This window comes from Prevotella jejuni (assembly GCF_900187995.1).
Taxonomy (GTDB): Bacteria; Bacteroidota; Bacteroidia; order Bacteroidales; family Bacteroidaceae; genus Prevotella; species Prevotella jejuni.
The window spans coordinates 90,644-111,595 of record NZ_FZNZ01000011.1 but is presented as its reverse complement, the minus strand read 5'-3'; the positions used below and the strand labels follow the sequence as shown (position 1 = coordinate 111,595).

Here is a 20,952-nt window from a genome sequence, read left to right as displayed (position 1 = left end):
ATAATTGGTGATTCTTCATGATGCAAAGGTAATAAATACTTATGAAATTATGTGCTTAAGAGGATAGACTTGCAACTGGGTTTTAGGACTGACCCGTAAGGATTGTAATGCCCTTGAATGAATGAGAAGTCTTTCAACTGTATTTGAATAATGGGATATAAAAAAAGAGAATAACTATATAGTTACTCTCTTATCTTACTTTAGTGATCCGCATGGGGCTCGAACCCATGACCCCAACATTAAAAGTGTTGTGCTCTACCAGCTGAGCTAGCGGATCTCCCTGTGCTCTTATTAAAAGCGAGTGCAAAGGTAGTGAGAATTTTTGATAACACCAAATTATTTATAACTTTTCTTGCCTCTTTAAGCAGTAAATAGATGAAATATACTGATTTGAGGCGTTTGGTAATTAAGTATCTGATGTACTAAGGTTCATTGATATTAATAAAAAGCGAAAGAGGATATGCCTCACGACATATCCTCTTCTATGTTCTTAGTCATTTTATTATTTGAGCCTCTTGTCGGATTCGAACCAACGACCCCGAGATTACAAATCACGTGCTCTGGCCAACTGAGCTAAAGAGGCGGGGTGGACAAGCGATTCCTATCGCACCGCTACAACCTTCTGCCCTTGCTCCGTTCCCGTCCTGGGGGATTCAAAGGGAGCTGGTCGTAGGAGACTTGTCCGTGTTGTGCTTATCACAAATAAGCGGGTGCAAAGATAGTGATTTATTTTTATCCCAGCAAGGAGACGTTAATACAATTTCTGTTTTTTAACAAAAAAAATTAAATTTAATAGTGTCCTACATTATTTATAATAAATAATACGTACTTTTGTAACATGATTCATGAAGATTACAAACAGTTGACAGCATACGCTCGATATGATGGTATTTATCTTGCTATCATTTGGGCGGCAAGTTTTGCTTGTCTTTTAGGTATAGAGGCATTACCAGTTTTGGCGCAATTTAGTTTTTTACTTATTCTTTCGACCCCTTTCTTCGTAGCTTATCGATTGAAGATATTTCGTGAGGAAGGGCGTAAAGGCGTTATATCTTTCCGTCGAAGTCTGTTCTATTGTCTACGTGTTTTTTTTAATGCAGCAATTATCTTTAGTTTTTTGCAGTGGTTGTATATGCGTTTCTTAGACAATGGAAAGCTACTCATGATGTTTAGTAATATCTATTCGAGTGCGGAAGGGAAAAAGACACTTACTGCTATGGGTTTCTCGTATAACCAGTTCATGGCGATATTACCAGATGTTTTACAACCTTATTCTATAGCTTCCAGCACTTTTATCACGGCAGTATTGTTTGGAGCAATTTGTTCGTTATTGATAGCTGGTGTCATGTCTAAGAATGTTAAACGCCAATAGTTATAAGATTATTAGGTAAATGGATGATAGATATTATAGGTCATAATCCTTATCTTTCAGCCTCGACTCCTAAATACTAAATTGATAATAGAAAATTCCTAATACATAATATGGATATATCAGTAATTGTTCCTCTTTACAATGAGGAGGAGAGTCTCCCCGAATTATACGCTTGGATTCAGCGTGTCATGAAAGCTAATGGCTTCACTTATGAGGTTATTTTTGTTAATGATGGCTCTAAGGACAAGAGTTGGGACGTCATTGAAGATTTGCATCGTAAGGATGCTGAACATGTGCATGCAATCAAGTTCCGTCGTAACTACGGTAAGAGCCCAGCACTCTATTGTGGTTTTAAGGCAGCGAAGGGTGATGTTGTTATTACAATGGACGCCGATTTACAAGACTCTCCTGATGAGATACCAGAGCTTTACAGGATGATCATGGATGAGAAATACGACCTTGTAAGCGGCTATAAGCAGAAGCGTTATGACCCATTAACCAAGACTATCCCTACAAAACTATTCAATGCGACAGCGCGTAAGATAAGTGGAGTACACAACCTGCACGATTTCAATTGTGGATTAAAGGCCTATCGCAGTGATGTAGTGAAGAATATTGAGGTCTATGGGGAGATGCATCGTTATATTCCTTACCTTGCCAAGGAGGCAGGCTTCGCACGTATTGGAGAGAAGGTGGTGCATCATCAGGCACGAAAGTATGGTAAGTCAAAGTTTGGTATTAATCGTTTCTTCAATGGTTATCTTGACTTATTGACCCTTTGGTTCCTTACCAACTTTGGTAAAAAGCCAATGCACGTCTTTGGTTTGATGGGTTCTTTTATGTTCTTCATCGGTTTTATCGCTTTTCTTTGGCTAATTGTTGAGAAGATTATAATGCTTCTTGGAGGAGAATATGGCGACTTACTCTCAAATCATGCATCCTTCTTTATAGCCTTGGTAGCGATGATATTAGGTACACAACTATTCCTTGCAGGATTCATAGGCGACCTCATAAGTCGTAGTAATCCAAGGAGAAATGACTATCAGATAGAGAAAGAAATGTAGGATGATAAGCCTTGCTTTTAAGCAGTTAACAAATTACAATGATGAACTACAGAAAGATTAAGCATGTATTGAGCAAAGTCTTCATGTGTATTACCTTCTTAGGAGGAATGGTATGGATGAGTTCTTGTTCTGATATTGACTGTCCTGTAACCAATGGTGTATGGTCAAATTATGTTGTAAAGGGCGATACTCTGCACGATACACTTACTATATCAGCCATTCGAGAGAATAAACCTGATACGATACTACTGAATAAACAGGTAAACACAACAAAGTTTAGTCTTCCTATGAGTTATAATGGAGAAAAAGATAAGTTTCGTTTTGTATTTACAAGTAAGGCTGGAGTGACAACTATAGATACGGTAACGATATCAAAAACCAATATAAGTCATTTTGAAAGTGTAGATTGTTCGCCAACTTTCTTCCATACACTCACAGCTATTTCAGCAAAGGGAACACGTGTGAAGAAGGTTGATATTAATAATCCAAACGTTGACTATGATGGTACGAAAGAGCATATATTTATCAGTTTTACTAACCCTTAATGTACTGTTCCTATTGACTCCGACGGTAGCCAATGCGCAGCGTCGCCCATCACTACCAAAGGTTAAGGAAGATAGTATCCCCTTTTTTAGAGGAGTAGCTGTTGGTGTCGACCTTGTTGGACCCGCTATGCGTTGGCTTGCCTCATACGGTCAGTATGAGGGAATGGTACGAGTTAATCTGAAGGATAGGTATTATCCCGTGATAGAAGTGGGTGTTGGTCAGGCTGATAAGACAGACGAAACCACAGGGACAACCTTCAAAACAACAGCACCCTACGGTCGTGTGGGTTGTGATTTTAATATGTTAAAGGATAAACATGACGCTTACCGATTCTTAGTAGGCGGTAGAGTGGGGTACACATCATTTAAGTATGATGTACTTAGTCCTGGTATTCTTGACCCTATTTGGGGCACTCAGTCCACTTATGGTAATCTTGGTAATAAAGGACGTCAGCTTTGGGCCGAGCTTGTTGGTGGTGTAGATGCTAAGATATGGGGGCCTATTCGTATGGGGTGGAGCGTTCGTTATAAGCTTCGTCTTGCTCGTAAGATGAGCGAAATAGGTGAACCTTGGTATGTTCCAGGTTATGGTCGTAGTGGTTCGTCACAGCTTGGTGCTACCTTTAATGTTCTTTTTGAATTATAATAAGATAAGTTGTTAGAAATAAGAGATATATCTTTAGATGTCTCAATAGCATCTTCATGTGATCATCAAGAGGGTTTGTTGTTCATGTGTTAAGGATGTTGTTCTCTATTTTTAACATGAGTATTGATACTAAATTAATATAAAACAGGAGATGAATAAGAAGAGATTATATTGGCAGATACCATTCCTTTTGATGCTAATCATTGGGTCTATCGTCATTGTTAGCTATCAACATTCAATGCCTTACCAGCACAACAAGGGATTTATCTTTGGTACAACCTATAATATTACCTACCAAAGTGATGAAGATCTCCAGCCACAGATAGAGGCAGAACTTAAGAAGGTTAATCAGACCTTCTCAACTTTTGAACCCAACTCAATGATTTCCTTGATTAATCAAAATAAGCCTGTAAAGGTAAATGAGATGTTCAGAGAGGTCTTCACACTTGCTGAAACGGTTTCAAAAGAGACTGATGGTGCATTTGATATTACTGTTGCACCGATGGTTAATATGTGGGGCTTTGGATTTAAGACGGGTCAACATCCATCTAAACAGGCTATCGACAGTCTTCATCAAATTGTTGGATATAATAAGGTGAAGTTGGTTGGTAATACCATTCAGAAGGATAACAAACGTATTATGTTAGATTGTTCTGCTATCGCAAAAGGCTACGGCTCAGATGTTGTTGCCCGTTTCCTGCGTCGCAATGGGGTAGAGAATTTTATGGTAGAGATTGGTGGCGAGATAGTTACGAAGGGTAATAGCGAGCAGCGTTTACCATGGAAGATAGGTGTTACAAAGCCGACGGATGATAGTTTGAATACCAATCAAGAAATTCAGACAGTACTGAATGTTACTGATAAGGCCATGGCAACGAGTGGTAATTACCGTAATTTTTATTATAAAGGAGGTAAGAAGTATGCTCATACCATCGACCCTAAAACAGGTTATCCAGTACAACATTCTCTTCTCTCTGCCACGGTCTTAGCCAAGAACTGTGCTACTGCTGATGCCTATGCTACTTCGTTTATGGTGATGGGAGTTGAGAAAGCGCGCAAATTACTTGATCGTCATCCAGAATTGATGGCCTATTTCATTTATTCTGATGCGAAAGGTAATCTGAAAACATGGTATAGTCCTTCTATGAAAGGGAAATATGTAGAATAAGTTATATTCGCTTTCTCTTTTGAAAGCGAATATATATTAGCTTTCAAACTCAATGCTTCAGCTCTACGATAAGCTTCTTGAACTACCACTTTTCATCGGTATTAGTACGGATGAATTGGCTGATATCGTGGGACAAACAAAGTTTGGCTTTTACAAGTTAGTGGCCGATAAGTCGCTTGTCAGTACGGATGATAAATGTACACATCTCTTTTTTCTGATGAGTGGAACACTCCGTGTGGTTAGTCATGCGGATAATTATTGTTATCGAATAGAAGAAGAATTGTCGGCTCCTGCCGTTATCCAGCCCGAACATCTCTTCGGTCTTATGCAAAGATACACAAAGGACTTCACGGCACAGACCGATTGTAGCCTCTTGTCATTGGATAAGACTGAGGTCTTACGCCTGCTTGATAACTACCTTATCTTCCGTCTTAACCTTCTTAATAGTATATCTATGCAAGCACAGCGAATGGGTCGTATTCCATGGCGTCAGCAGCCTATCGATATTCGTCAACAGTTTGTAAGTTTTCTTCGCCTACGTTGTCTCACTCAAGCTGGTAAGAAGGTGTTGAGGATAAGGATGGAGGATCTTGCCATAGAGTTACACCAGAGTCGCCTAAATGTTTCTCGAATGCTTAACACTCTGCAGCGAGAAGGATTCTTAACGATGAGTAGAGGGATTATTACAATCCCACAGTTGGAGACTCTACGGACGTAGTCTATTATCGAAATCGGCATAGATTACTATTTTCTCTATTATCCTTTGTTTGTCCCATTCAGCTTTTTGATGGATGTTTCAAACAGTTCTTATAGTCTTAGTGGACGCTATTTGTGTGTGAAACCTTGTGTCTGTCTGTGAGCAAATGAACACACTCTATTACATTGCCAAGTATCTCCCTGTTTACAGCCCATCAATCTATCCATACTTCTGGAGAGTTGGTAAATCTGTAAAAAATCATTACATTATATGAAGCTAAACACCTTTATAATAGGAGTATATTGTTTCTTAAAACAGAGTTTGTAACCTACAATAAATCAGTATGTTATAAACAGCTTTGAAGAAGACGCCTTTCTTGCTTCAAGAAGGGCGTCTTCAACGTGCAAGAAGGGCATGTTCTTGAACGCAGTTAAGCCTCTTCTTGTTTCTTCCTCGGCCTCTTTTCAAATGGAGTTGGGATTGCTTGTTGAAATAACTCAACAAATTTAGCTTATACAAATAGCGTTCTTTTTTCTTTTATCGACAGATTCGTAGGGTTCACCTCACTAATTGTTCTCCTCCTTGCGGGAGTGGTGGCGGATGGAGAGACAGGCTGTATAGGAGTAAGTTCACAAACCATTCCCCTTGCTGGGAAGGTGGAAAGAAAGAGAGTCTGCCTCTATGAGCATTGTTGTTTACTATCAACACCATCTATGTTAAGCATCAATAAGAATGCAGAAAGAGACAAGAAAGGGAGGTGTAATTCATCACTAAAATTACATTATCCGCTTAGTTCTTATCCATAACACACCATTGAGAAACAAAATTGCGTTAAATTCCACCTTCTTATATGGGTTTTCTCCTTTTTTTGAGTTATCTTTGTAGATTAAAATAAGAGAAAGTTAATAGAGATGATAGATAACGAATTAGATAAGAAAGAACGAGTAAATCCATTCTTTCTACCTTACGATACGCCGCATGACACAGTGCCTTTCGATCGCATAACACTTGCTGATTATGAAGAGGCAATGATGGAAGGCATCCGTCGCGATGATGAAGAGATTGAGAAGATAATTAATAATCCAGACGAACCTACCTTCGACAACACGATTATTCCCGAAGATGAGGTGAAGGGACGTAAGCATTATTATGACTTGCTGAGCCGTGTTGAGAGTGTGTTCTTTAATATGCTTAGTGCTGAGACATGTGATGAAATGGACGCATTGGCACAGAAGATGAGTCCAATTCTTACTAAGCATAATAATGATGTCAGCTTAAATCCAAAGATATTCGAGCGTGTTAAGTATGTCTACGAGCATCATCGTGAGTTGACACCAGAAGAGAATTGTCTGTTAGAGAAAAGTTATGAGGGCTTTGTACGCAGTGGTGCGTTGTTAGATGAAGCTGGGAAAGACAAGTTGCGTAAGCTAACAGAAGAAGCATCCATGCTTTCATTGCAATTCTCACAGAATGTTCTAAAGGAGAATAAAGCCTATACGCTACATCTCACAGACGAGAAACAGCTTGACGGACTACCTGATACAGCACGTGAAGCAGCACATGAAGCAGCAAAAGAGCATGACTTAGAAGGATGGGTTATCACCTTGGATGCACCAAGTTATAGTCCTTTCATGATGTATAGTACGCAGCGTGAGCTACGTCAAGAACTCTTTATGGCACGCAATACACTTTGCATAAAGGATAATGACACCAATAATCTGGAACTTTGCAAACGTCTGATTAATCTGCGTAGGGAGATTGCACAGCTTCTTGGATACGACACCTTTGCTGATTATGTGATGAAACATAGAATGGCAACAACGGTCGAGAATGTGTATAAACTCCTCAATGACCTCATTGAAGCATACAAACCAAAGGCTATCGAAGAACGTAAAGAGATAGAGACATTGGCTAAAGAGCTTGAAGGGAACGACTTTAAGATGGAGCCTTGGGACGTGGCTTATTACAGTCAGTTGCTTAAGAAGAAGAAATATGACCTCGATCCAGAGATGCTTCGACCCTATTTGGAATTGAACAATGTGATTAAGGGTGTCTTTGGATTAGCTACACGCCTATATGGTATCACCTTCAAGGAAAACAAGGAGATACCTGTCTATCATCCTGATGTTAAGCCATACGAGGTGTATGATAAGGATGGTAGTTATTTAGCTGTACTGTATGTAGACTTCTATCCACGTAAGGGAAAGCGTGATGGAGCGTGGATGACAGAGTTCCAAGGACAATGGATAGAGCGCGATGGCACGAATATACGTCCTCACGCATCACTTGTGATGAACTTCTCTAAGCCTACAAAGGATAAGCCTGCCTTATTGAGATTAGGCGAGGTCGAGACCTTCTTACATGAGTTTGGCCATTCTCTTCATGGCATCTTTGCGAATACACGCTTTGAGAGTCTGTCTGGTACCAATGTATGGTGGGACTTTGTTGAGCTTCCTTCACAGTTTATGGAGAACTTTGCAGTAGAGAAAGACTTCCTTCGCACGTTCGCTTTCCATTATCAGACAGGTGAGCCAATGCCCGACGAGTTGATAGAGAAGGTAATAGCCAGTCGTAATTATGGTGCCGCAATGGCTTGTCTACGACAAGTAAGCTTCGGCCTCTTGGATATGGCTTATTACACATGTAAGGACGAGTTCACCGATGATATTATTCCTTTTGAGAAGCAGGCTTGGGCACCAGCTATCATTGATGAACAGCGTATGGATACATGTATGACGGTGCAGTTCTCTCATATCATGGCGGGAGGATACGCTGCTGGCTATTACAGTTATAAGTGGGCTGAGGTACTCGATGCCGATGCTTTCAGTGTCTTCAAGAAGGAGGGTATCTTCAATCAAGAGGTTGCCCAGCGTTTTAGAGATAACGTTCTCTCACGTGGTGGGACGGAACATCCAATGGCTCTCTATAAGCGTTTCCGTGGTCAAGAGCCTACTATTGATGCCCTGAAAGAACGTGATGGACTTACAAAAGCATGAAGGTAAGGCTTTCCTCAATGCCCTTTAAGGAACGACTATGGTTGAGGGAAAAGCTATTGCCATCTATACTTCTTAAGTATCGTATCGTGCTCTCATTGCTAAACTGCAAAGTATAAAATTATAATAAGTAAATGAATAACAAGCATATAACAGAATCTTCATCAGCTTCTTCTCCCTTATTAGAAGGGAGAAGCAAGTCTGCTGTCGACTATCGTTATCTTCGTATGGCTCGAATATGGGCTGAGAACTCTTATTGTAAACGTCGTCAAGTAGGTGCGTTGGTCGTTAAAGACAAAATGATTATCAGTGATGGCTATAACGGAACACCGAGTGGTTTTGAGAATGTATGCGAAGATGAGGAGGGCATAACAAAGCCTTACGTACTCCATGCTGAAGCCAATGCTATCACAAAACTTGCTCGAAGTGGTAATAATAGCGAAGGTTCAACTCTCTATGTTACGGCCTCTCCTTGCATTGAGTGCGCAAAGCTCATCATTCAAGCAGGTATTCGCCGAGTTGTGTATGCTGAGAAGTATCGTCTTACGGATGGTATAGATTTACTGACAAGAGCTGGTGTTGAGGTTGAATACAAGAGTCTTGAGGAGGACAATGATCCCACTTTAGATTCTATTTAATCTGTATGCCAAATGCTTGTAGCCGTGTGATAGCGAGGAACAATCGGTCTTACAGACTCGAAAAAGATTGTTCCCACTATTATCAGAACCATATTTTATAGTTGAATTATCGAAAACTCTTTTAATTATCTCCTCTTCAGAAAGAGGGAGTTAAGGCTTTTATGAATCAGAATAAGAATAATCGTTTCATGCCGTTACTAATGGCGCTTTGTGTTGTCATTGGTATTTTTATTGGTACTTTCTATGCCAATCATTTCTCTGGTAACCGACTAAACATCATCAATAATGGTAGTAGTCGACTTAGCAACCTGCTGCACATCATTGATGATCAGTATGTTGATTCTGTTAATATAGACGAACTTGTAGACAAGGCAATCCCTGAGATATTATCAGAACTCGACCCACACTCTGTTTATATTAGTGCGAAAGACGTCCAACTGGCGACCGATGACTTGAAAGGCTCATTCTCTGGCGTTGGTATTGAGTTCAATATTCGACAAGACACATTACGCATTCAGAATGTTATTAAGGATGGTCCTGCTGATAAAGCTGGGTTATTAGCTGGCGATAAGGTTGTTAGCATCAACGGAAAGTCGTTTGTTGGTAAGATTGTCACTAATGAGGAAGCAATGCATCGACTAAAGGGACCGAAAGACTCTAAGGTCAAGATTGGTGTTAAACGATATGGTGAACAAGGTGTTAAGATGTTCACTGTTACACGTGGCGACATTGCTGTGAAGAGTGTTTCAGCAGTTTATATGCTCAATGATACGACAGGTTATATTCGTGTCAAGAGCTTTGGCGAACGCACCTATGCTGAGATGTTGGCTGCCTTACAGTCGCTTAACATCCGAGGTGCCGACCATTTGGTTATTGACCTTCGTGATAATGGAGGCGGTATATTGGAGGCTGCGGTACAGATGGCTAATGAGTTCCTTCCAAAGAATCGATTGATAGTATATACGCAGGGCCGTAAGAGTCCACGTGAAAACTATCGTAGCGATGGGAAAGGAAGCTATCAACATATACCAATGGTTGTACTCATCAATGAAGGAACAGCCTCTGCAGCTGAGATCTTCGCTGGTGCTATGCAAGATAACGACCGTGCAATCATTGTTGGACGTCGTTCTTTTGGTAAGGGTTTGGTACAGCAGCAAATACAGTTTAATGATGGTAGTCTGATAAGACTGACCATAGCACGTTACTATACTCCATCTGGTCGCTGCATACAAAAGCCATTTAAGCCGGGTGATAATGCCGACTACGATAACGATATACTCACTCGTTATCAGCATGGAGAGTTCTTCTCACAAGATAGCATTAAACATCAGGGGCCTGCCTACCACACTAATAATGGGCGTATAGTCTATGGTGGAGGTGGCATAACGCCTGATATCTTTGTTCCAGAGGATACTTCAAAGGTGACATCTTACTATAAAGAGGCTGTGGTAAGCGGTTTGATGCTGCAATATGCGTTTAATTATACAGATAAGAATCGTAAGAAACTAAGCGGTTTCGGTGAGGTCTTGCCTTTAGCCAACTACTTAGACCATCAGAACCTCGTAGGTGATTTCGTCGGATTTGCCGAGAAGAACGGATTGCGTCGTCGTAACTTGATGATAATGCGGTCACATTCTTTGTTACAGGAGTATCTCAATAGCCGTATTATCTATAATATTCTTGATGAACAAGCATGGATAGAATATGTCAATCGAAACGATGCCATGATTAAGGCGGCCGTTAATGCCTTTCATCCCAAATCTCTTCTGCTTCTTAAACCGAGGCCGAAGAGTGCGGATAAGTCTATGCTAATGCGAAAAAGCAAAGTGTAATAGCTATGGAACAAAACGAGAAATCCCTTCTTCGTAAGGAAGTAAGAGCACGAAAGAAACAGTTTACTGAAAAAGAACTGATTGTTCAGTCGGAGCCACTCATTAAGCGTGTGTTAAGTCATCCACGTCTACAAGAGGCAAAGACAGTCCTTTTATATAATTCACTGGCAGATGAGGTCTATACACACGACCTTATCCAGCAGCTTCATCAAGAGGGGAAAAGGGTTCTTCTACCGGTAGTTATGAGTGATACTGAGATGGAACTCCGTCTTTATAAAGGACAAGATTTCTTCAAGTCAAGTAGTTATGGCATACTTGAACCTATTGGAGAACCTTTTACAGATTTCTCTTCTATTGAATTTGCACTCATTCCTGGTATGGCTTTTGATGGTCAAAAGAACCGTTTAGGACGTGGGAAAGGCTATTATGATAGGTTCCTTCCACTACTTATAAATGCTTATAAAGTAGGCATCTGTTTTCCTTTTCAGTTCTTGCCAACTATTCCAACAGAGTCAACTGACCAAAGGGTTGATGAATGTATCTATTAGGTTTTATGAGAGAACGAAGAGGTTGTGTGGCTATAATTTTTCGTTCTCTTATGGTCTTAATGATATTTACCCATTTCTCCTCTTATCTTCTGTGACAGTGAGGGGTGTTAATGTCGATGATGTGGATCGTTTACACTAACGATAAGGGCTGATAACTGTGGTCTTTTTGGTGGTCAGGTGCTTCGTAATGTGTTGTTAGGAGGATTGCAAGTATTGTTAGGAAAAGTATAGACTATTCAAGGAGAACAAAGTGTACTTGGTTAGTCGGATGTTATCTATTGGTTGACAATATGATATAACACGCTATATGGCATAATTAAAGGAGTCTGCTATATAGCGTAATTAGTCTAAGTGAGCAAAGAGATAATGCTAAGTCTAAACCAAGTCTTCGTAGGCTTGGTTCATTTCATTCATTAAGTTCTCAAAGTTATCAGCGTTTAATGATACCTTTCTGAACATCATTTCTAAGTTTTCTTCCTCAAAGTTAACGGGCGACTCATGGAGTAAAGCCATCATTCCCGCTATCATTAATCGATAGACAGTAGCCTGATGTAGACCATTGACTCCTGTCTTAGCTTGTGTTATCCCTAAGGCGTATGCTTGCATCTGAACCCGAACAATAGAGCGAATGGCCAACGATACGGGTACACAGTCTTTGTCTATCAAAGCTGGACAGTCTACATAGTAGTCTTCTACAGACTGTAAATGTCCATTAAGTAAAGAGAATATTTGCTTCTGATATTCAGCAGTTACGAGAGTATAAAGTTCTTTACTTCCACAAGCATAACGTAAGAGTATCTTTGCTGAAGTAGTCTCTGAGAAATGACGTCGCTTCATATCTTCAGTCACAAACTCAAGGTCTGAATAGTTTAGACGTATGAGAATAGGAAAGAGAACAGACACGAATTGAGTAGAGAGGTTGTCGAAGTTGTTTACTAAAAGCTGTTTGTACTCCTTCGGTTCAATCCGTTTTTTCCCTGGATATAAGGCATCTACTTGTCCTGAAAAGAAAGAATGAAAGTAGCCTCTAACCATTGCAGAGGCTACTCTTGAACGACTAATATCTGTTATTCTCATATTATCTTTTACTACTACCTATGTCCACCAAAACTGCTGTTGTTACTTGGTACGTTTGAACGACTTGGAGTTGATGGAGCCTGATTGCTACTTGCTGGTGTGCTTGGGAATGATGAACGTGATGCATTCCCAAATGATGAACCACCGTAATTACCTGATGATTGACGACTTGGAGCAGGGTATTGCTGCTGTTGAGGTTGATATACAGGTCTGTTAGACTGCTGTCTTGGTCCATCAAACTGCTGATTATAAGAGCTATTTGGCGTAGAATAGGTATTATCTCTTCTTGCATTGCCAAAGCTACTATACCCGTTATTTTGCTGTGGAGTATTCCAAGCACCGCTATTCTGATATACGTCCTGGTTCGTTCTGGTACGGTTTGTTACGATAGGAGGGTTACGGCGTGCACCGAAACGGCCTGCGTAATAGCTATCATTATATCTGTTTCGCCCGCCACGATAGGTATAGTATTCTGCAGGAAGGGAACGATAATAATAGTTGCGGTCTGCATAACGATTATAAACCCTATAAGCATAGTTGTTGTTATACCAATAAACAGGACGATAGAAATAGTCTTCACCTATATAATAGTTATATTGGCGTGCATTTAAGACGTAGAACAAGTCACTATTGCGACGTGTCCAATAGTCACCGTAAAGAGAGCGCTCACCCTGCATATTAAGGAGGTAGTCAAGATTAATCTCGTACACTGCTTGATATTGTGCATCGGTAAGTCCAAGTTCGTAAGCCATCTTGTCTGACAAGAAAAGCGCTTGTCTTCGTGCCTCTTCATACCCAATTCGACCGTATGTGCTGCTGTATCCAACGTTATAACCATCATCATAAACAGCCATAGGACCACCATAACCACCACTGGCAGATAGGTATGCGCCACATGAAGAGAGTGAAAGACTTAGGAGACCTAAAGCGAATGTATATAAAATGTTCTTTTTCATATCTGTAACCTTTAATGTAAACTACTTTTGTTCATTCTCTATTGCAAAAGTAGTCTTTTGGTTTCAAATATCTTATAGGCAAATTCCTATTCGGTTGGGGAAAGTTCCTATAAGTTATTCCACTTCCTCTACGATGGTGTTAGGGACTTCCTTTGATTTCAACATTTCGTCAAGACTTTTGAAAGTGTAGGCTGCCTTGTCTTTTACAAACGTCTTAGAGAAACGGTCGCGTAGGCTCATAAGTTTTTGTACAGCTTCTTGATAAGTCTCAGCGGTAATGCGGTCTGCCATTGCTTGTGCATTCACAGGGGTGAAATCGAAGTATTGTACAAGATACTGTTGGAACTGTCGACGTTGAGTTTGCGTCATTTCCTGCAACTGTACATTCATCTTATCCTTTGCACGATGTATGATGAAGATTAGTTCATCAGGCTCACCACCACGCTGTCCACGGTCATATTTCTTCTCATACTCAAAGTGACAATCACAGAACCCACGCTCTGCAAGCTCCTTTAATTCTTGCATTGCTGGGTCGAGAACACGGCGGCAGAAATCAGAGAATTTCTTGTAGTTGTTTTCCAAACGAAGCATCTTGCGGAACTCCAAAGTCTTGATAACTGTACGACCTTTGTCCACCCAAGACTCGATGAACATATATATACGTTGTGTATAGCGGTTCTTACAAGCGAAGACAATCTGTTTTCCCAAACGATGATAGCCAAAGTCTAATGATACAAGACGCTCGGCAACAGTATGATCAAGCTTTAGAATGGCGTATTTGTTGTAGGAACGATCCTCTGGTATATATACATCACAAAGGTTAGTTGCCTTGGTGTACTTTCTTCCTTCAGCCGTTTTATATGGGATTTCGACAGGTATTGAAGCCAACATCTTCAGTGAGTTACGTAACTGTGGATAGTGGTTCGGGTCAACACCTAATTCCTTGAAAGGTAGCTTGATAGGCATACGTCCATCCTCATCCAGCTCATCCGTGTGGAATAAGTCAAGTTGAAAGCCTCGTTTATTGTTCAATATTCCATGTAAGATAGACTGTAGACTCTCAACAATAGACACCAAAATTCTAACCTGAATGAGTGAATAGTCATGGCGCATCATGGTCACAGCAATAGGCTGAAGAAGCCATGTCTCTTCTTCTATTGGGATAAGATCATTCGAGATAGTACGGCTTTTTAAGGGAGCTTTCTGTGCTTTTGCACCTCGTTTACGCGTTACCTTTCTTACGGCTGTTTTATCTGTTGTCATATTAACTGTCTTAGCTTATCATGTATCTTATAACACTTTACAAGCTACAAAGATACCGCTTTTATTTGGAACAAGCCACTAAAACAACAAAAATAGTTTCTTCTTAGTTTTTTGATGGCTATCTTGTAGATGCTGTTCTATTAATAAGTAAAGCCTCTTTGGGTAACTCGTTGTATGGTGTTAAGCCTTATTACGATTGGTGTTTACTATTAACAAATTTCGTGTGGTGTATTACTATGCGCCAGTAATAATTAATGATAAAAAACCAAATACTTTACAACTACTATTGCATTATTGACTTTTTTTTTGTTATTTTGCATACGATATCATTACGAAGTAACAAGATGAAGAATCAGAAGATGTATGAGCCTGATGATAAGATGATTTATCTTATCAGAGATAATTATGACTTATTACAAAGCTTAGGGTGCTTTGGAATAAGTTTGGGCTTTGGTGATAAGACCGTGAGAGAGGTTTGTGATGATCAGAATGTAGACACTTACACATTCTTGGCAGTCGTTAATTTTACGATAAATGGATATAAAGCTTTTGATGATGTAGACCGATTGTCAATCCCAACGCTTATGCAATACCTGCGAGCAAGCCATACTTACTATCTTGAATACAAGTTACCTTTCATACGGAAGGAGCTGTGTGCGTCTTTGGATGAGACTGATAATCTTGCTCGTCTAATCCTTCGTCTATATGACGAATATGCTCATTCTATCCATAATCACATGCAGTATGAGGAGAAGAATGTGTTTCCATACGTGGATTCGCTGCTGAAGGGTGAGGCAAATGATACATACGATGTTGAGACTTATTCTAAGCATCATAGTCAAACAGATGTGAAGTTACGTGAGTTGAAGAGTATTATTATCAAGTATCTACCTTCTGATACGCATCATAATAATCGTCTGACAGCTACTTTATATGATATCTATAACTGTGAAGCATGGCTTGAGCAACATGCTTTAGTAGAAGAAGAAATCTTCATACCAGTGATTAGACGCTTAGAACAAAAGAGTAAGCAAAATGACGTAAGTGTGAAGATATCAAACATGATTACGCAGAGTCCTCTGTCTGATGAGGTTCTTAGTGATCGTGAGAAAGATGTTATCGTTGATGTAGCTCAGGGTATGACGAATAAGGAGATAGCCGATCATCTTTGTATCTCAACGAACACTGTGATTACACATCGTCGTAATATTGCACGTAAGCTACAAATACATTCACCAGCAGGATTGACAATTTATGCAATTGTTAATAATCTTGTGGATATCAGTAGTGTGAAGCTATGATAAGTAAGAACAAGTAGGAAAAGAGAAACTCTCAGTTACTTAAAGACAAATACGAATGAAACATCCTTCTAACTTAGATATGGGTCGTCCTAAGATAGCCATAGTCGATTCCAATACACTTGTTATTTTAGGTTTGAAACAGCTTCTACAGAATGTAATGCCTATTATGACTGTGGAGTCGTTCTCTACTTTTCAAGATTTTGAAAAGGCGCAAGTAGACTCATTCTATCATTACTTTGTATCGCAAGTAATTGTCTTAGAGAACAGGCAGTTCTTCTCTCAATGTATCCATAAAACTATTGTTTTGACAATTACGAAAGACCCTAATTCACAACTCTCAGGCTTTCATAGCTTCTGTATCAATGTGCCTGAGGATGAGCTTGTCAAGGCAATCTTAAAGATAGCACAGTATGGTCATCCTGGTGGAAAGAACCTTCCTGAACTTCCTCAGGTACTAAAGAATAAGATACTTAGTAATCGTGAGATAGAAGTTATGTCGTTAATTGTACAAGGATTGATTAACAAAGAGATAGCAGAAAAGCTGAATATAAGTCTGACAACAGTAATAACACACCGCAAGAATATTATGGATAAACTCGGAATGAAGAGTGTATCTGCTTTGACAATCTATGCTGTTATGCACGGTTATATAGACATAAACAAGATATAAGAGCTTAATCTCAACCTTTATATATCTCCTTTCTATTATTATAAGAAAGGAGATAATAGATGAGCAAACCATCCACGGAAACGTTGCCAAGGTGTGCGCCATTGTTTCCACTTAGTTTCTGTCAGTTTAAAACTATCTTTCTTTTGTGCCTCAAAAAGGTTATCTAACTCGTGAGTCGTACATGCGTCTATAATGACAGCATTCTCTTCACGGTCCCAACGAAGACTTCTTGCATTAAGATTGGCCGATCCAACGGTACAGAATTGACCATCTACAGTAATAATCTTTGTGTGGTGGAAGCCTTTCTCATACAGCCAAACAATACATCCTTCTTTCATTAATTTGTGTGCATTATAGAACCCACAGTCAGGGGTTAGAGGGATATCACTCTTCACACTGAGTAGTATCTCCACCTTTACACCTCGTTTAGCAGCATTGCGTAAAGCCTTCTTCAAGGCCCTACTTAGTGTGAAATAAGGGTTGATAAGCTTGATACTATCTTTCGCATCATTGATAGCATTAACATAGAAGTAGCGGATAATATCTTTTGATGTATGTGGTTCACGGTTGATGATACCAACCATTTTATTCCCAACAGTACCACAAGTGTCTTGTTTTAAGCCTTTTATATAATCGGCATTAGATACACCACGATAGTATTTTGCACCATGTATCTTCTGTCCTGATGCCAAATACCACATTCTTAAAAAGATGTTTTGAAGCGTGTTAACCTCATCTCCCTCTATACGACAGTGCATGTCATGCCATGAACCAACGACTTTAGTACCATTGATGTAGTAGTCTGCCACATTCATCCCACCTGTGTAAGCCACCTTCCCATCAATGACAACAATCTTGCGATGGTCACGATTGAAGATATCATGCAACCACGGGAACTCCATAGGCTTGAACTCGTAAATCTGAATACCCTTTTCACGGATAGATTTCAAGTTCTTTTTCTTCATAGGGCGATTATTACTTGCATTGCCAAAGCCGTCGAAGACGGCCCTCACCTCAACCCCCTCTTTTGCTTTTGCTGCTAAATGCTTAATCAACTCCTCATTGATAGAGTCATTACGAAAGTTGAAGTATTCCAGATGAATACTCGAACGTGCTTGGTCAATCGCCTTAAAAAGGTCATTAAACTTTTCCCTTCCTGTTGTAAGTAAGGTCACAGAGTTGTTGTGAGAGAAGTGTACACCTTTCTTTCTAAGCTGGTTAACAATCAAAGAATCAGCCCTATCTGCCGTCATCTCATGTCTTTCAGCTAAAGAGCCTTGCGCCTCCGTCTGTGCTGAAAGATGTGTTGGACATATTATACTATATAGTGCCATCACCGTTGTGATGGTTTTTCTTATGCTAAAACTTACTTTTATCTCTCTCATTTTTCGTCGATAGCAGTAGCAATCTATTGTTGTAATAGATTGTCCCACTCAATATAAATACATAGATAAGATAATCGCATCTTATCTTTACAGCATACAGCTATAATGGTCTACAACACCTAAAAGGTGTTTCTCCTTATCGCATACCAATACAGTATGGATTTTGTTTTGCTGCATAATATGCTGAATCTCTGTTATCTTTGTTGTTGGCAAGACCGTTTTAGGGCTCTTTGTCATAATGTCACTGACCGTATGATCAAAGAATTCTGCCTGCCAATGCTCCATAGCTCTACGGATATCGCCATCAGTTATCAGTCCTATCACTTTCCCATTATCAACCGATACACCCAAGCCGAGCTTACCTTTGCTGACATGTATGATTGCTTCGCCTAAGTGCATATCCTTTGGTATGATAGGAAGTTCGTCTGAACGCATAACATCTTGTGCTGTTGTCAGTAGACGTTTACCTAACTCTCCACCTGGATGGAACTGTGCGAAATCCTGTGGCTTGAAGTCACGAACACGCATGAGAGCAACTGCTAATGCGTCACCCATGACCAGTGCAGCTGTTGTCGAGCTGGTTGGAGCAAGGTTGAGAGGACAGGCTTCCTTCTCGACCCATACTTTTAGGTGGGCTGTAGAATACTTTGCCAATAGGGAATTAGGGTTGGCACTCATTCCTATAATAGGGATATCCATGTGAAGAACTATCGGAATGAAACGGAGCAATTCGTCTGTTTGACCGGAATTAGACAGGGCTAAGACGACATCCTCCTTGGTCATTACCCCCAAGTCACCATGATAAGCGTCTAAGGGATTGACGAAGAAAGCAGGTGTACCTGTTGAAGAGAGTGTTGCCGCTATCTTTGCACCTATATTTCCACTCTTGCCAACACCGGTAACAATGATTTTACCCGTACAATGATACATCAAGCTAACGGCCTTATCAAAGTTCTCATCCAACTGATTTATTAAGTTGAGTGTTGCGTCTGCCTCCTCTTTTATACATTGTGTGGCATACGCTCTGACTTGCGTCAATCTCTCTTCTGCTTCCATCATATTAGTTTTCCTATTAATTCGTCTAACTTTTCAAGCTCTAACATATTGGCTGCATCAGACAATCCAGCGTCTGGTGTAGGGTGGACCTCAAAGAAGTAACCTGTTGCACCGAACGCTTTAGCTGCCAAAGCCATTGATGGTACGAACTTGCGATCGCCCACAGTTTTCCCGTCTCCAGCGCTTGGTCTCTGTACACTATGCGTACAATCCATAATGACATCGGGAACAATCTCTTTCATGTCAGGTATGTTTCGAAAATCAACAACAAGGTTGTTGTATCCAAAACAGTTCCCACGCTCCGTCAGCCACACCTCTTTAGCTTCGCTCTCTTGGCATTTCTGAACAGGATAACGCATGTCTCTGCCACTAAGGAATTGTGCTTTCTTTATGTTTACAATCTTGCCTGTCTTTGCGGCAGCCGCTAATAAGTCTGTTTGTCGACATAGGAAGGCTGGTATCTGAATGACATCAACGACGTCTCCTACGGCTTTAGCTTGATAACTCTCGTGAATATCAGTCAACAGGCGTAGTCCATATTTATCCTTGATAGCCTGTAACATCTCAAGACCCTTCTCAAGTCCTGGACCACGAAAGGAGTGTATACTCGTTCGATTAGCTTTATCAAAGCTCGCTTTGAAGATGATATCGATGTCGTATTTATTGTTGAGTCGCACTAACTCTTCGGCTACAATGCCGAGAAGCTCTTGACTTTCTATAACGCAGGGACCTGCAATGAAGGTAGGTTTATTCATCATTATTCGATTATATAAATAGCTTCTTTTACCATGAAGGGCTGATATTTTCTGCCAGAAGTGAGTACAAAGTTATATATAATAAGGTGAAGAGACAAGTAATTAACGTTCATTTAGATGTTTAAAGTAAAACTTATGCGTAAAATTTGGCAGTTTAATAGAAAACCCTTTACTTTGCACACAGAAAACAAAGCTTATTGTCTCTTACGGCTTAAACGGTTGTTGGGATATATAGCACAAGGTAAAACAGATATAATTCAGTATTAATTAAAAAGTTTTCTATTATGAAAAAGATTTTATTGTCACTTGCAGTAGCATTCGTTTCACTTGCTGCTAGCGCACAGGTTTACGTTGGTGGTAGCGTTGGTATCGCTTCTTCTAAGACAGACGGGTCTGATGCTGTTACTACTTATCAGTTCCTCCCAGAAGTTGGTTACAACATCAACGGTGACTGGGCAATCGGTACTACACTCGGTTGGGGTAAGGGTGACCCTGTAGAATTTGAGACTGGTGCTCGTAACTACGTTAAGGTTGCACCATACGCTCGTTACACTTTCGTACGCTCTAAGTATGTAAATGCTTTCGTAGATGGCGGTTTCGGTTATGCTCACTACAACCATGCTGATGCTGCAACTCCATCTATTAATCAGTGGGAAGCAGGTTTGAGACCAGGTCTCGCAGTTAACCTCAGCCCAAAGGTAAGCTTCGTAAGTCACATTGGTTTCGTTGGATGGAAGTCTGCTAAGTATGACGTAAGTGGTGCTAAGGCAAATAACGTTTGGGGTGCATCTCTTAATGGTAACAATATCACCTTCGGTGTATATTACAACTTCTAATCAATCGGGTTGAAGAAACTTAATAATTATATGGAGGAACGCTGTTTAGCGTTCCTCTTTTCGTTTCTGTTTCTTTCCCTTGTGGTGCCTACCTGCATGCCAAAACCTGTATTTCTCTGTGAAGGAAGAAAGACCTCTTTTTTTAGCTAT

The 20,952-nt window shown here is 40.2% G+C and carries 19 protein-coding genes and 2 tRNA genes; 13 read left to right on the top strand and 8 right to left on the bottom strand.

Going from position 1 to position 20,952, the window contains the following annotated elements; genetic code table 11:
• Positions 1 to 204: 204 nt before the first annotated feature.
• Positions 205 to 277, bottom strand: a tRNA-Lys gene (locus CHB62_RS05760).
• A gap of 232 nt (positions 278 to 509) precedes the next feature.
• A tRNA-Thr gene (locus tag CHB62_RS05755) sits at positions 510 to 583 on the bottom strand.
• Positions 584 to 838: 255 nt separating this feature from the next.
• Here CHB62_RS05755 and CHB62_RS05750 point away from each other — a divergent pair.
• The 10 genes from CHB62_RS05750 (at position 839) to CHB62_RS05705 (ending at position 11,503) form a co-directional block, all read left to right on the top strand.
• Positions 839 to 1,372: a DUF4199 domain-containing protein gene (locus CHB62_RS05750; protein ID WP_009011273.1), complete on the top strand. Its 534-nt coding sequence runs from the start codon at positions 839 to 841 to the stop codon at positions 1,370 to 1,372.
• Between the two features lie 110 nt (positions 1,373 to 1,482).
• On the top strand, positions 1,483 to 2,436 hold the full coding sequence (locus CHB62_RS05745) for a glycosyltransferase family 2 protein (protein WP_009011272.1): 954 nt from the start codon (positions 1,483 to 1,485) through the stop codon (positions 2,434 to 2,436).
• Positions 2,437 to 2,477: 41 nt separating this feature from the next.
• Positions 2,478 to 2,981 (top strand): DUF6452 family protein, encoded by a 504-nt coding sequence (locus CHB62_RS05740; RefSeq protein WP_089366057.1) that lies wholly within the window; start codon positions 2,478 to 2,480, stop codon positions 2,979 to 2,981.
• On the top strand, positions 2,935 to 3,627 hold the full coding sequence (locus CHB62_RS05735; protein WP_176414844.1) for a DUF6048 family protein: 693 nt from the start codon (positions 2,935 to 2,937) through the stop codon (positions 3,625 to 3,627). The genes CHB62_RS05740 and CHB62_RS05735 overlap by 47 nt, the downstream gene beginning before the upstream one ends.
• 151 nt (positions 3,628 to 3,778) lie before the next feature.
• Complete coding sequence (locus CHB62_RS05730) at positions 3,779 to 4,795, top strand: FAD:protein FMN transferase (RefSeq protein ID WP_089366049.1); 1,017 nt, start codon at positions 3,779 to 3,781, stop codon at positions 4,793 to 4,795.
• A 52-nt stretch (positions 4,796 to 4,847) separates the two neighbouring features.
• Positions 4,848 to 5,513, top strand: coding sequence for a Crp/Fnr family transcriptional regulator (locus CHB62_RS05725; RefSeq protein ID WP_089366048.1), 666 nt, complete (start codon positions 4,848 to 4,850; stop codon positions 5,511 to 5,513).
• Between the two features lie 890 nt (positions 5,514 to 6,403).
• Positions 6,404 to 8,488: a M3 family metallopeptidase gene (locus CHB62_RS05720; RefSeq protein ID WP_089366047.1), complete on the top strand. Its 2,085-nt coding sequence runs from the start codon at positions 6,404 to 6,406 to the stop codon at positions 8,486 to 8,488.
• A gap of 131 nt (positions 8,489 to 8,619) precedes the next feature.
• Entirely contained in the window at positions 8,620 to 9,123 is a 504-nt protein-coding gene (locus tag CHB62_RS05715) for a dCMP deaminase family protein (protein WP_089366046.1), read from the top strand.
• A 161-nt stretch (positions 9,124 to 9,284) separates the two neighbouring features.
• Positions 9,285 to 10,955: a S41 family peptidase gene (locus CHB62_RS05710; RefSeq protein WP_089366045.1), complete on the top strand. Its 1,671-nt coding sequence runs from the start codon at positions 9,285 to 9,287 to the stop codon at positions 10,953 to 10,955.
• Between the two features lie 5 nt (positions 10,956 to 10,960).
• Positions 10,961 to 11,503, top strand: a complete 543-nt coding sequence (locus CHB62_RS05705) for a 5-formyltetrahydrofolate cyclo-ligase (RefSeq protein WP_089366044.1) — start codon at positions 10,961 to 10,963, stop codon at positions 11,501 to 11,503.
• Positions 11,504 to 11,878: 375 nt separating this feature from the next.
• Here the strand turns inward: CHB62_RS05705 and CHB62_RS05700 are convergent, their stop codons facing one another.
• From CHB62_RS05700 to CHB62_RS05690, 3 genes are all read right to left on the bottom strand, one after another.
• Positions 11,879 to 12,580, bottom strand: coding sequence for a hypothetical protein (locus tag CHB62_RS05700; protein WP_009011263.1), 702 nt, complete (start codon positions 12,578 to 12,580; stop codon positions 11,879 to 11,881).
• Positions 12,581 to 12,594: 14 nt separating this feature from the next.
• Positions 12,595 to 13,536 carry a hypothetical protein gene (locus CHB62_RS05695; RefSeq protein WP_089366043.1) on the bottom strand — a complete coding sequence of 314 codons (942 nt, stop codon included), beginning with the start codon at positions 13,534 to 13,536 and terminating at the stop codon, positions 12,595 to 12,597.
• 114 nt (positions 13,537 to 13,650) lie between these two features.
• Positions 13,651 to 14,799 (bottom strand): replication initiation protein, encoded by a 1,149-nt coding sequence (locus CHB62_RS05690; protein WP_009011261.1) that lies wholly within the window; start codon positions 14,797 to 14,799, stop codon positions 13,651 to 13,653.
• 344 nt (positions 14,800 to 15,143) lie between these two features.
• Between CHB62_RS05690 and CHB62_RS05685 the strand changes: the two genes are divergently transcribed.
• Together CHB62_RS05685 and CHB62_RS05680 are read left to right on the top strand one after the other, a co-directional pair.
• Positions 15,144 to 16,100, top strand: a complete 957-nt coding sequence (locus CHB62_RS05685) for a LuxR C-terminal-related transcriptional regulator (protein WP_089366042.1) — start codon at positions 15,144 to 15,146, stop codon at positions 16,098 to 16,100.
• Between the two features lie 55 nt (positions 16,101 to 16,155).
• Positions 16,156 to 16,770: a response regulator transcription factor gene (locus tag CHB62_RS05680; RefSeq protein WP_089366041.1), complete on the top strand. Its 615-nt coding sequence runs from the start codon at positions 16,156 to 16,158 to the stop codon at positions 16,768 to 16,770.
• 38 nt (positions 16,771 to 16,808) lie between these two features.
• On the opposite strand, the gene CHB62_RS05675 is transcribed toward CHB62_RS05680, so the two are convergent.
• The 3 genes from CHB62_RS05675 to kdsA form a co-directional block, all read right to left on the bottom strand.
• Positions 16,809 to 18,155, bottom strand: coding sequence for a phospholipase D-like domain-containing protein (locus CHB62_RS05675; protein WP_176414843.1), 1,347 nt, complete (start codon positions 18,153 to 18,155; stop codon positions 16,809 to 16,811).
• Positions 18,156 to 18,242: 87 nt separating this feature from the next.
• The gene (locus CHB62_RS05670) at positions 18,243 to 19,214 is read right to left on the bottom strand and encodes a KpsF/GutQ family sugar-phosphate isomerase (protein ID WP_089366039.1); all 972 of its coding nucleotides are present in this window, start codon (positions 19,212 to 19,214) and stop codon (positions 18,243 to 18,245) included.
• On the bottom strand, positions 19,211 to 19,969 hold the full coding sequence (kdsA, locus tag CHB62_RS05665) for a 3-deoxy-8-phosphooctulonate synthase (RefSeq protein WP_089366038.1): 759 nt from the start codon (positions 19,967 to 19,969) through the stop codon (positions 19,211 to 19,213). The genes CHB62_RS05670 and kdsA overlap by 4 nt, the downstream gene beginning before the upstream one ends.
• A gap of 281 nt (positions 19,970 to 20,250) precedes the next feature.
• Between kdsA and CHB62_RS05660 the strand changes: the two genes are divergently transcribed.
• Positions 20,251 to 20,802 carry an outer membrane beta-barrel protein gene (locus CHB62_RS05660; RefSeq protein ID WP_089366037.1) on the top strand — a complete coding sequence of 184 codons (552 nt, stop codon included), beginning with the start codon at positions 20,251 to 20,253 and terminating at the stop codon, positions 20,800 to 20,802.
• The last annotated feature ends 150 nt before the right edge of the window (positions 20,803 to 20,952 follow it).

Coding starts and splice junctions, on each gene's coding strand:
- CHB62_RS05695 (WP_089366043.1), bottom strand. CDS start 13,536: ATGAAAAAGAACATTTTATATACATTCGCTTTAGGTCTCCTAAGTCTT.
- CHB62_RS05700 (WP_009011263.1), bottom strand. CDS start 12,580: ATGAGAATAACAGATATTAGTCGTTCAAGAGTAGCCTCTGCAATGGTT.
- CHB62_RS05705 (WP_089366044.1), top strand. CDS start 10,961: ATGGAACAAAACGAGAAATCCCTTCTTCGTAAGGAAGTAAGAGCACGA.
- CHB62_RS05750 (WP_009011273.1), top strand. CDS start 839: ATGATTCATGAAGATTACAAACAGTTGACAGCATACGCTCGATATGAT.
- CHB62_RS05690 (WP_009011261.1), bottom strand. CDS start 14,799: ATGACAACAGATAAAACAGCCGTAAGAAAGGTAACGCGTAAACGAGGT.
- CHB62_RS05725 (WP_089366048.1), top strand. CDS start 4,848: ATGCTTCAGCTCTACGATAAGCTTCTTGAACTACCACTTTTCATCGGT.
- CHB62_RS05660 (WP_089366037.1), top strand. CDS start 20,251: ATGAAAAAGATTTTATTGTCACTTGCAGTAGCATTCGTTTCACTTGCT.
- CHB62_RS05735 (WP_176414844.1), top strand. CDS start 2,935: ATGATGGTACGAAAGAGCATATATTTATCAGTTTTACTAACCCTTAAT.
- CHB62_RS05745 (WP_009011272.1), top strand. CDS start 1,483: ATGGATATATCAGTAATTGTTCCTCTTTACAATGAGGAGGAGAGTCTC.
- CHB62_RS05740 (WP_089366057.1), top strand. CDS start 2,478: ATGAACTACAGAAAGATTAAGCATGTATTGAGCAAAGTCTTCATGTGT.
- CHB62_RS05720 (WP_089366047.1), top strand. CDS start 6,404: ATGATAGATAACGAATTAGATAAGAAAGAACGAGTAAATCCATTCTTT.
- CHB62_RS05680 (WP_089366041.1), top strand. CDS start 16,156: ATGAAACATCCTTCTAACTTAGATATGGGTCGTCCTAAGATAGCCATA.
- CHB62_RS05685 (WP_089366042.1), top strand. CDS start 15,144: ATGAAGAATCAGAAGATGTATGAGCCTGATGATAAGATGATTTATCTT.
- CHB62_RS05675 (WP_176414843.1), bottom strand. CDS start 18,155: ATGAGAGAGATAAAAGTAAGTTTTAGCATAAGAAAAACCATCACAACG.
- CHB62_RS05670 (WP_089366039.1), bottom strand. CDS start 19,214: ATGATGGAAGCAGAAGAGAGATTGACGCAAGTCAGAGCGTATGCCACA.
- CHB62_RS05710 (WP_089366045.1), top strand. CDS start 9,285: ATGAATCAGAATAAGAATAATCGTTTCATGCCGTTACTAATGGCGCTT.
- kdsA (WP_089366038.1), bottom strand. CDS start 19,969: ATGATGAATAAACCTACCTTCATTGCAGGTCCCTGCGTTATAGAAAGT.
- CHB62_RS05730 (WP_089366049.1), top strand. CDS start 3,779: ATGAATAAGAAGAGATTATATTGGCAGATACCATTCCTTTTGATGCTA.
- CHB62_RS05715 (WP_089366046.1), top strand. CDS start 8,620: ATGAATAACAAGCATATAACAGAATCTTCATCAGCTTCTTCTCCCTTA.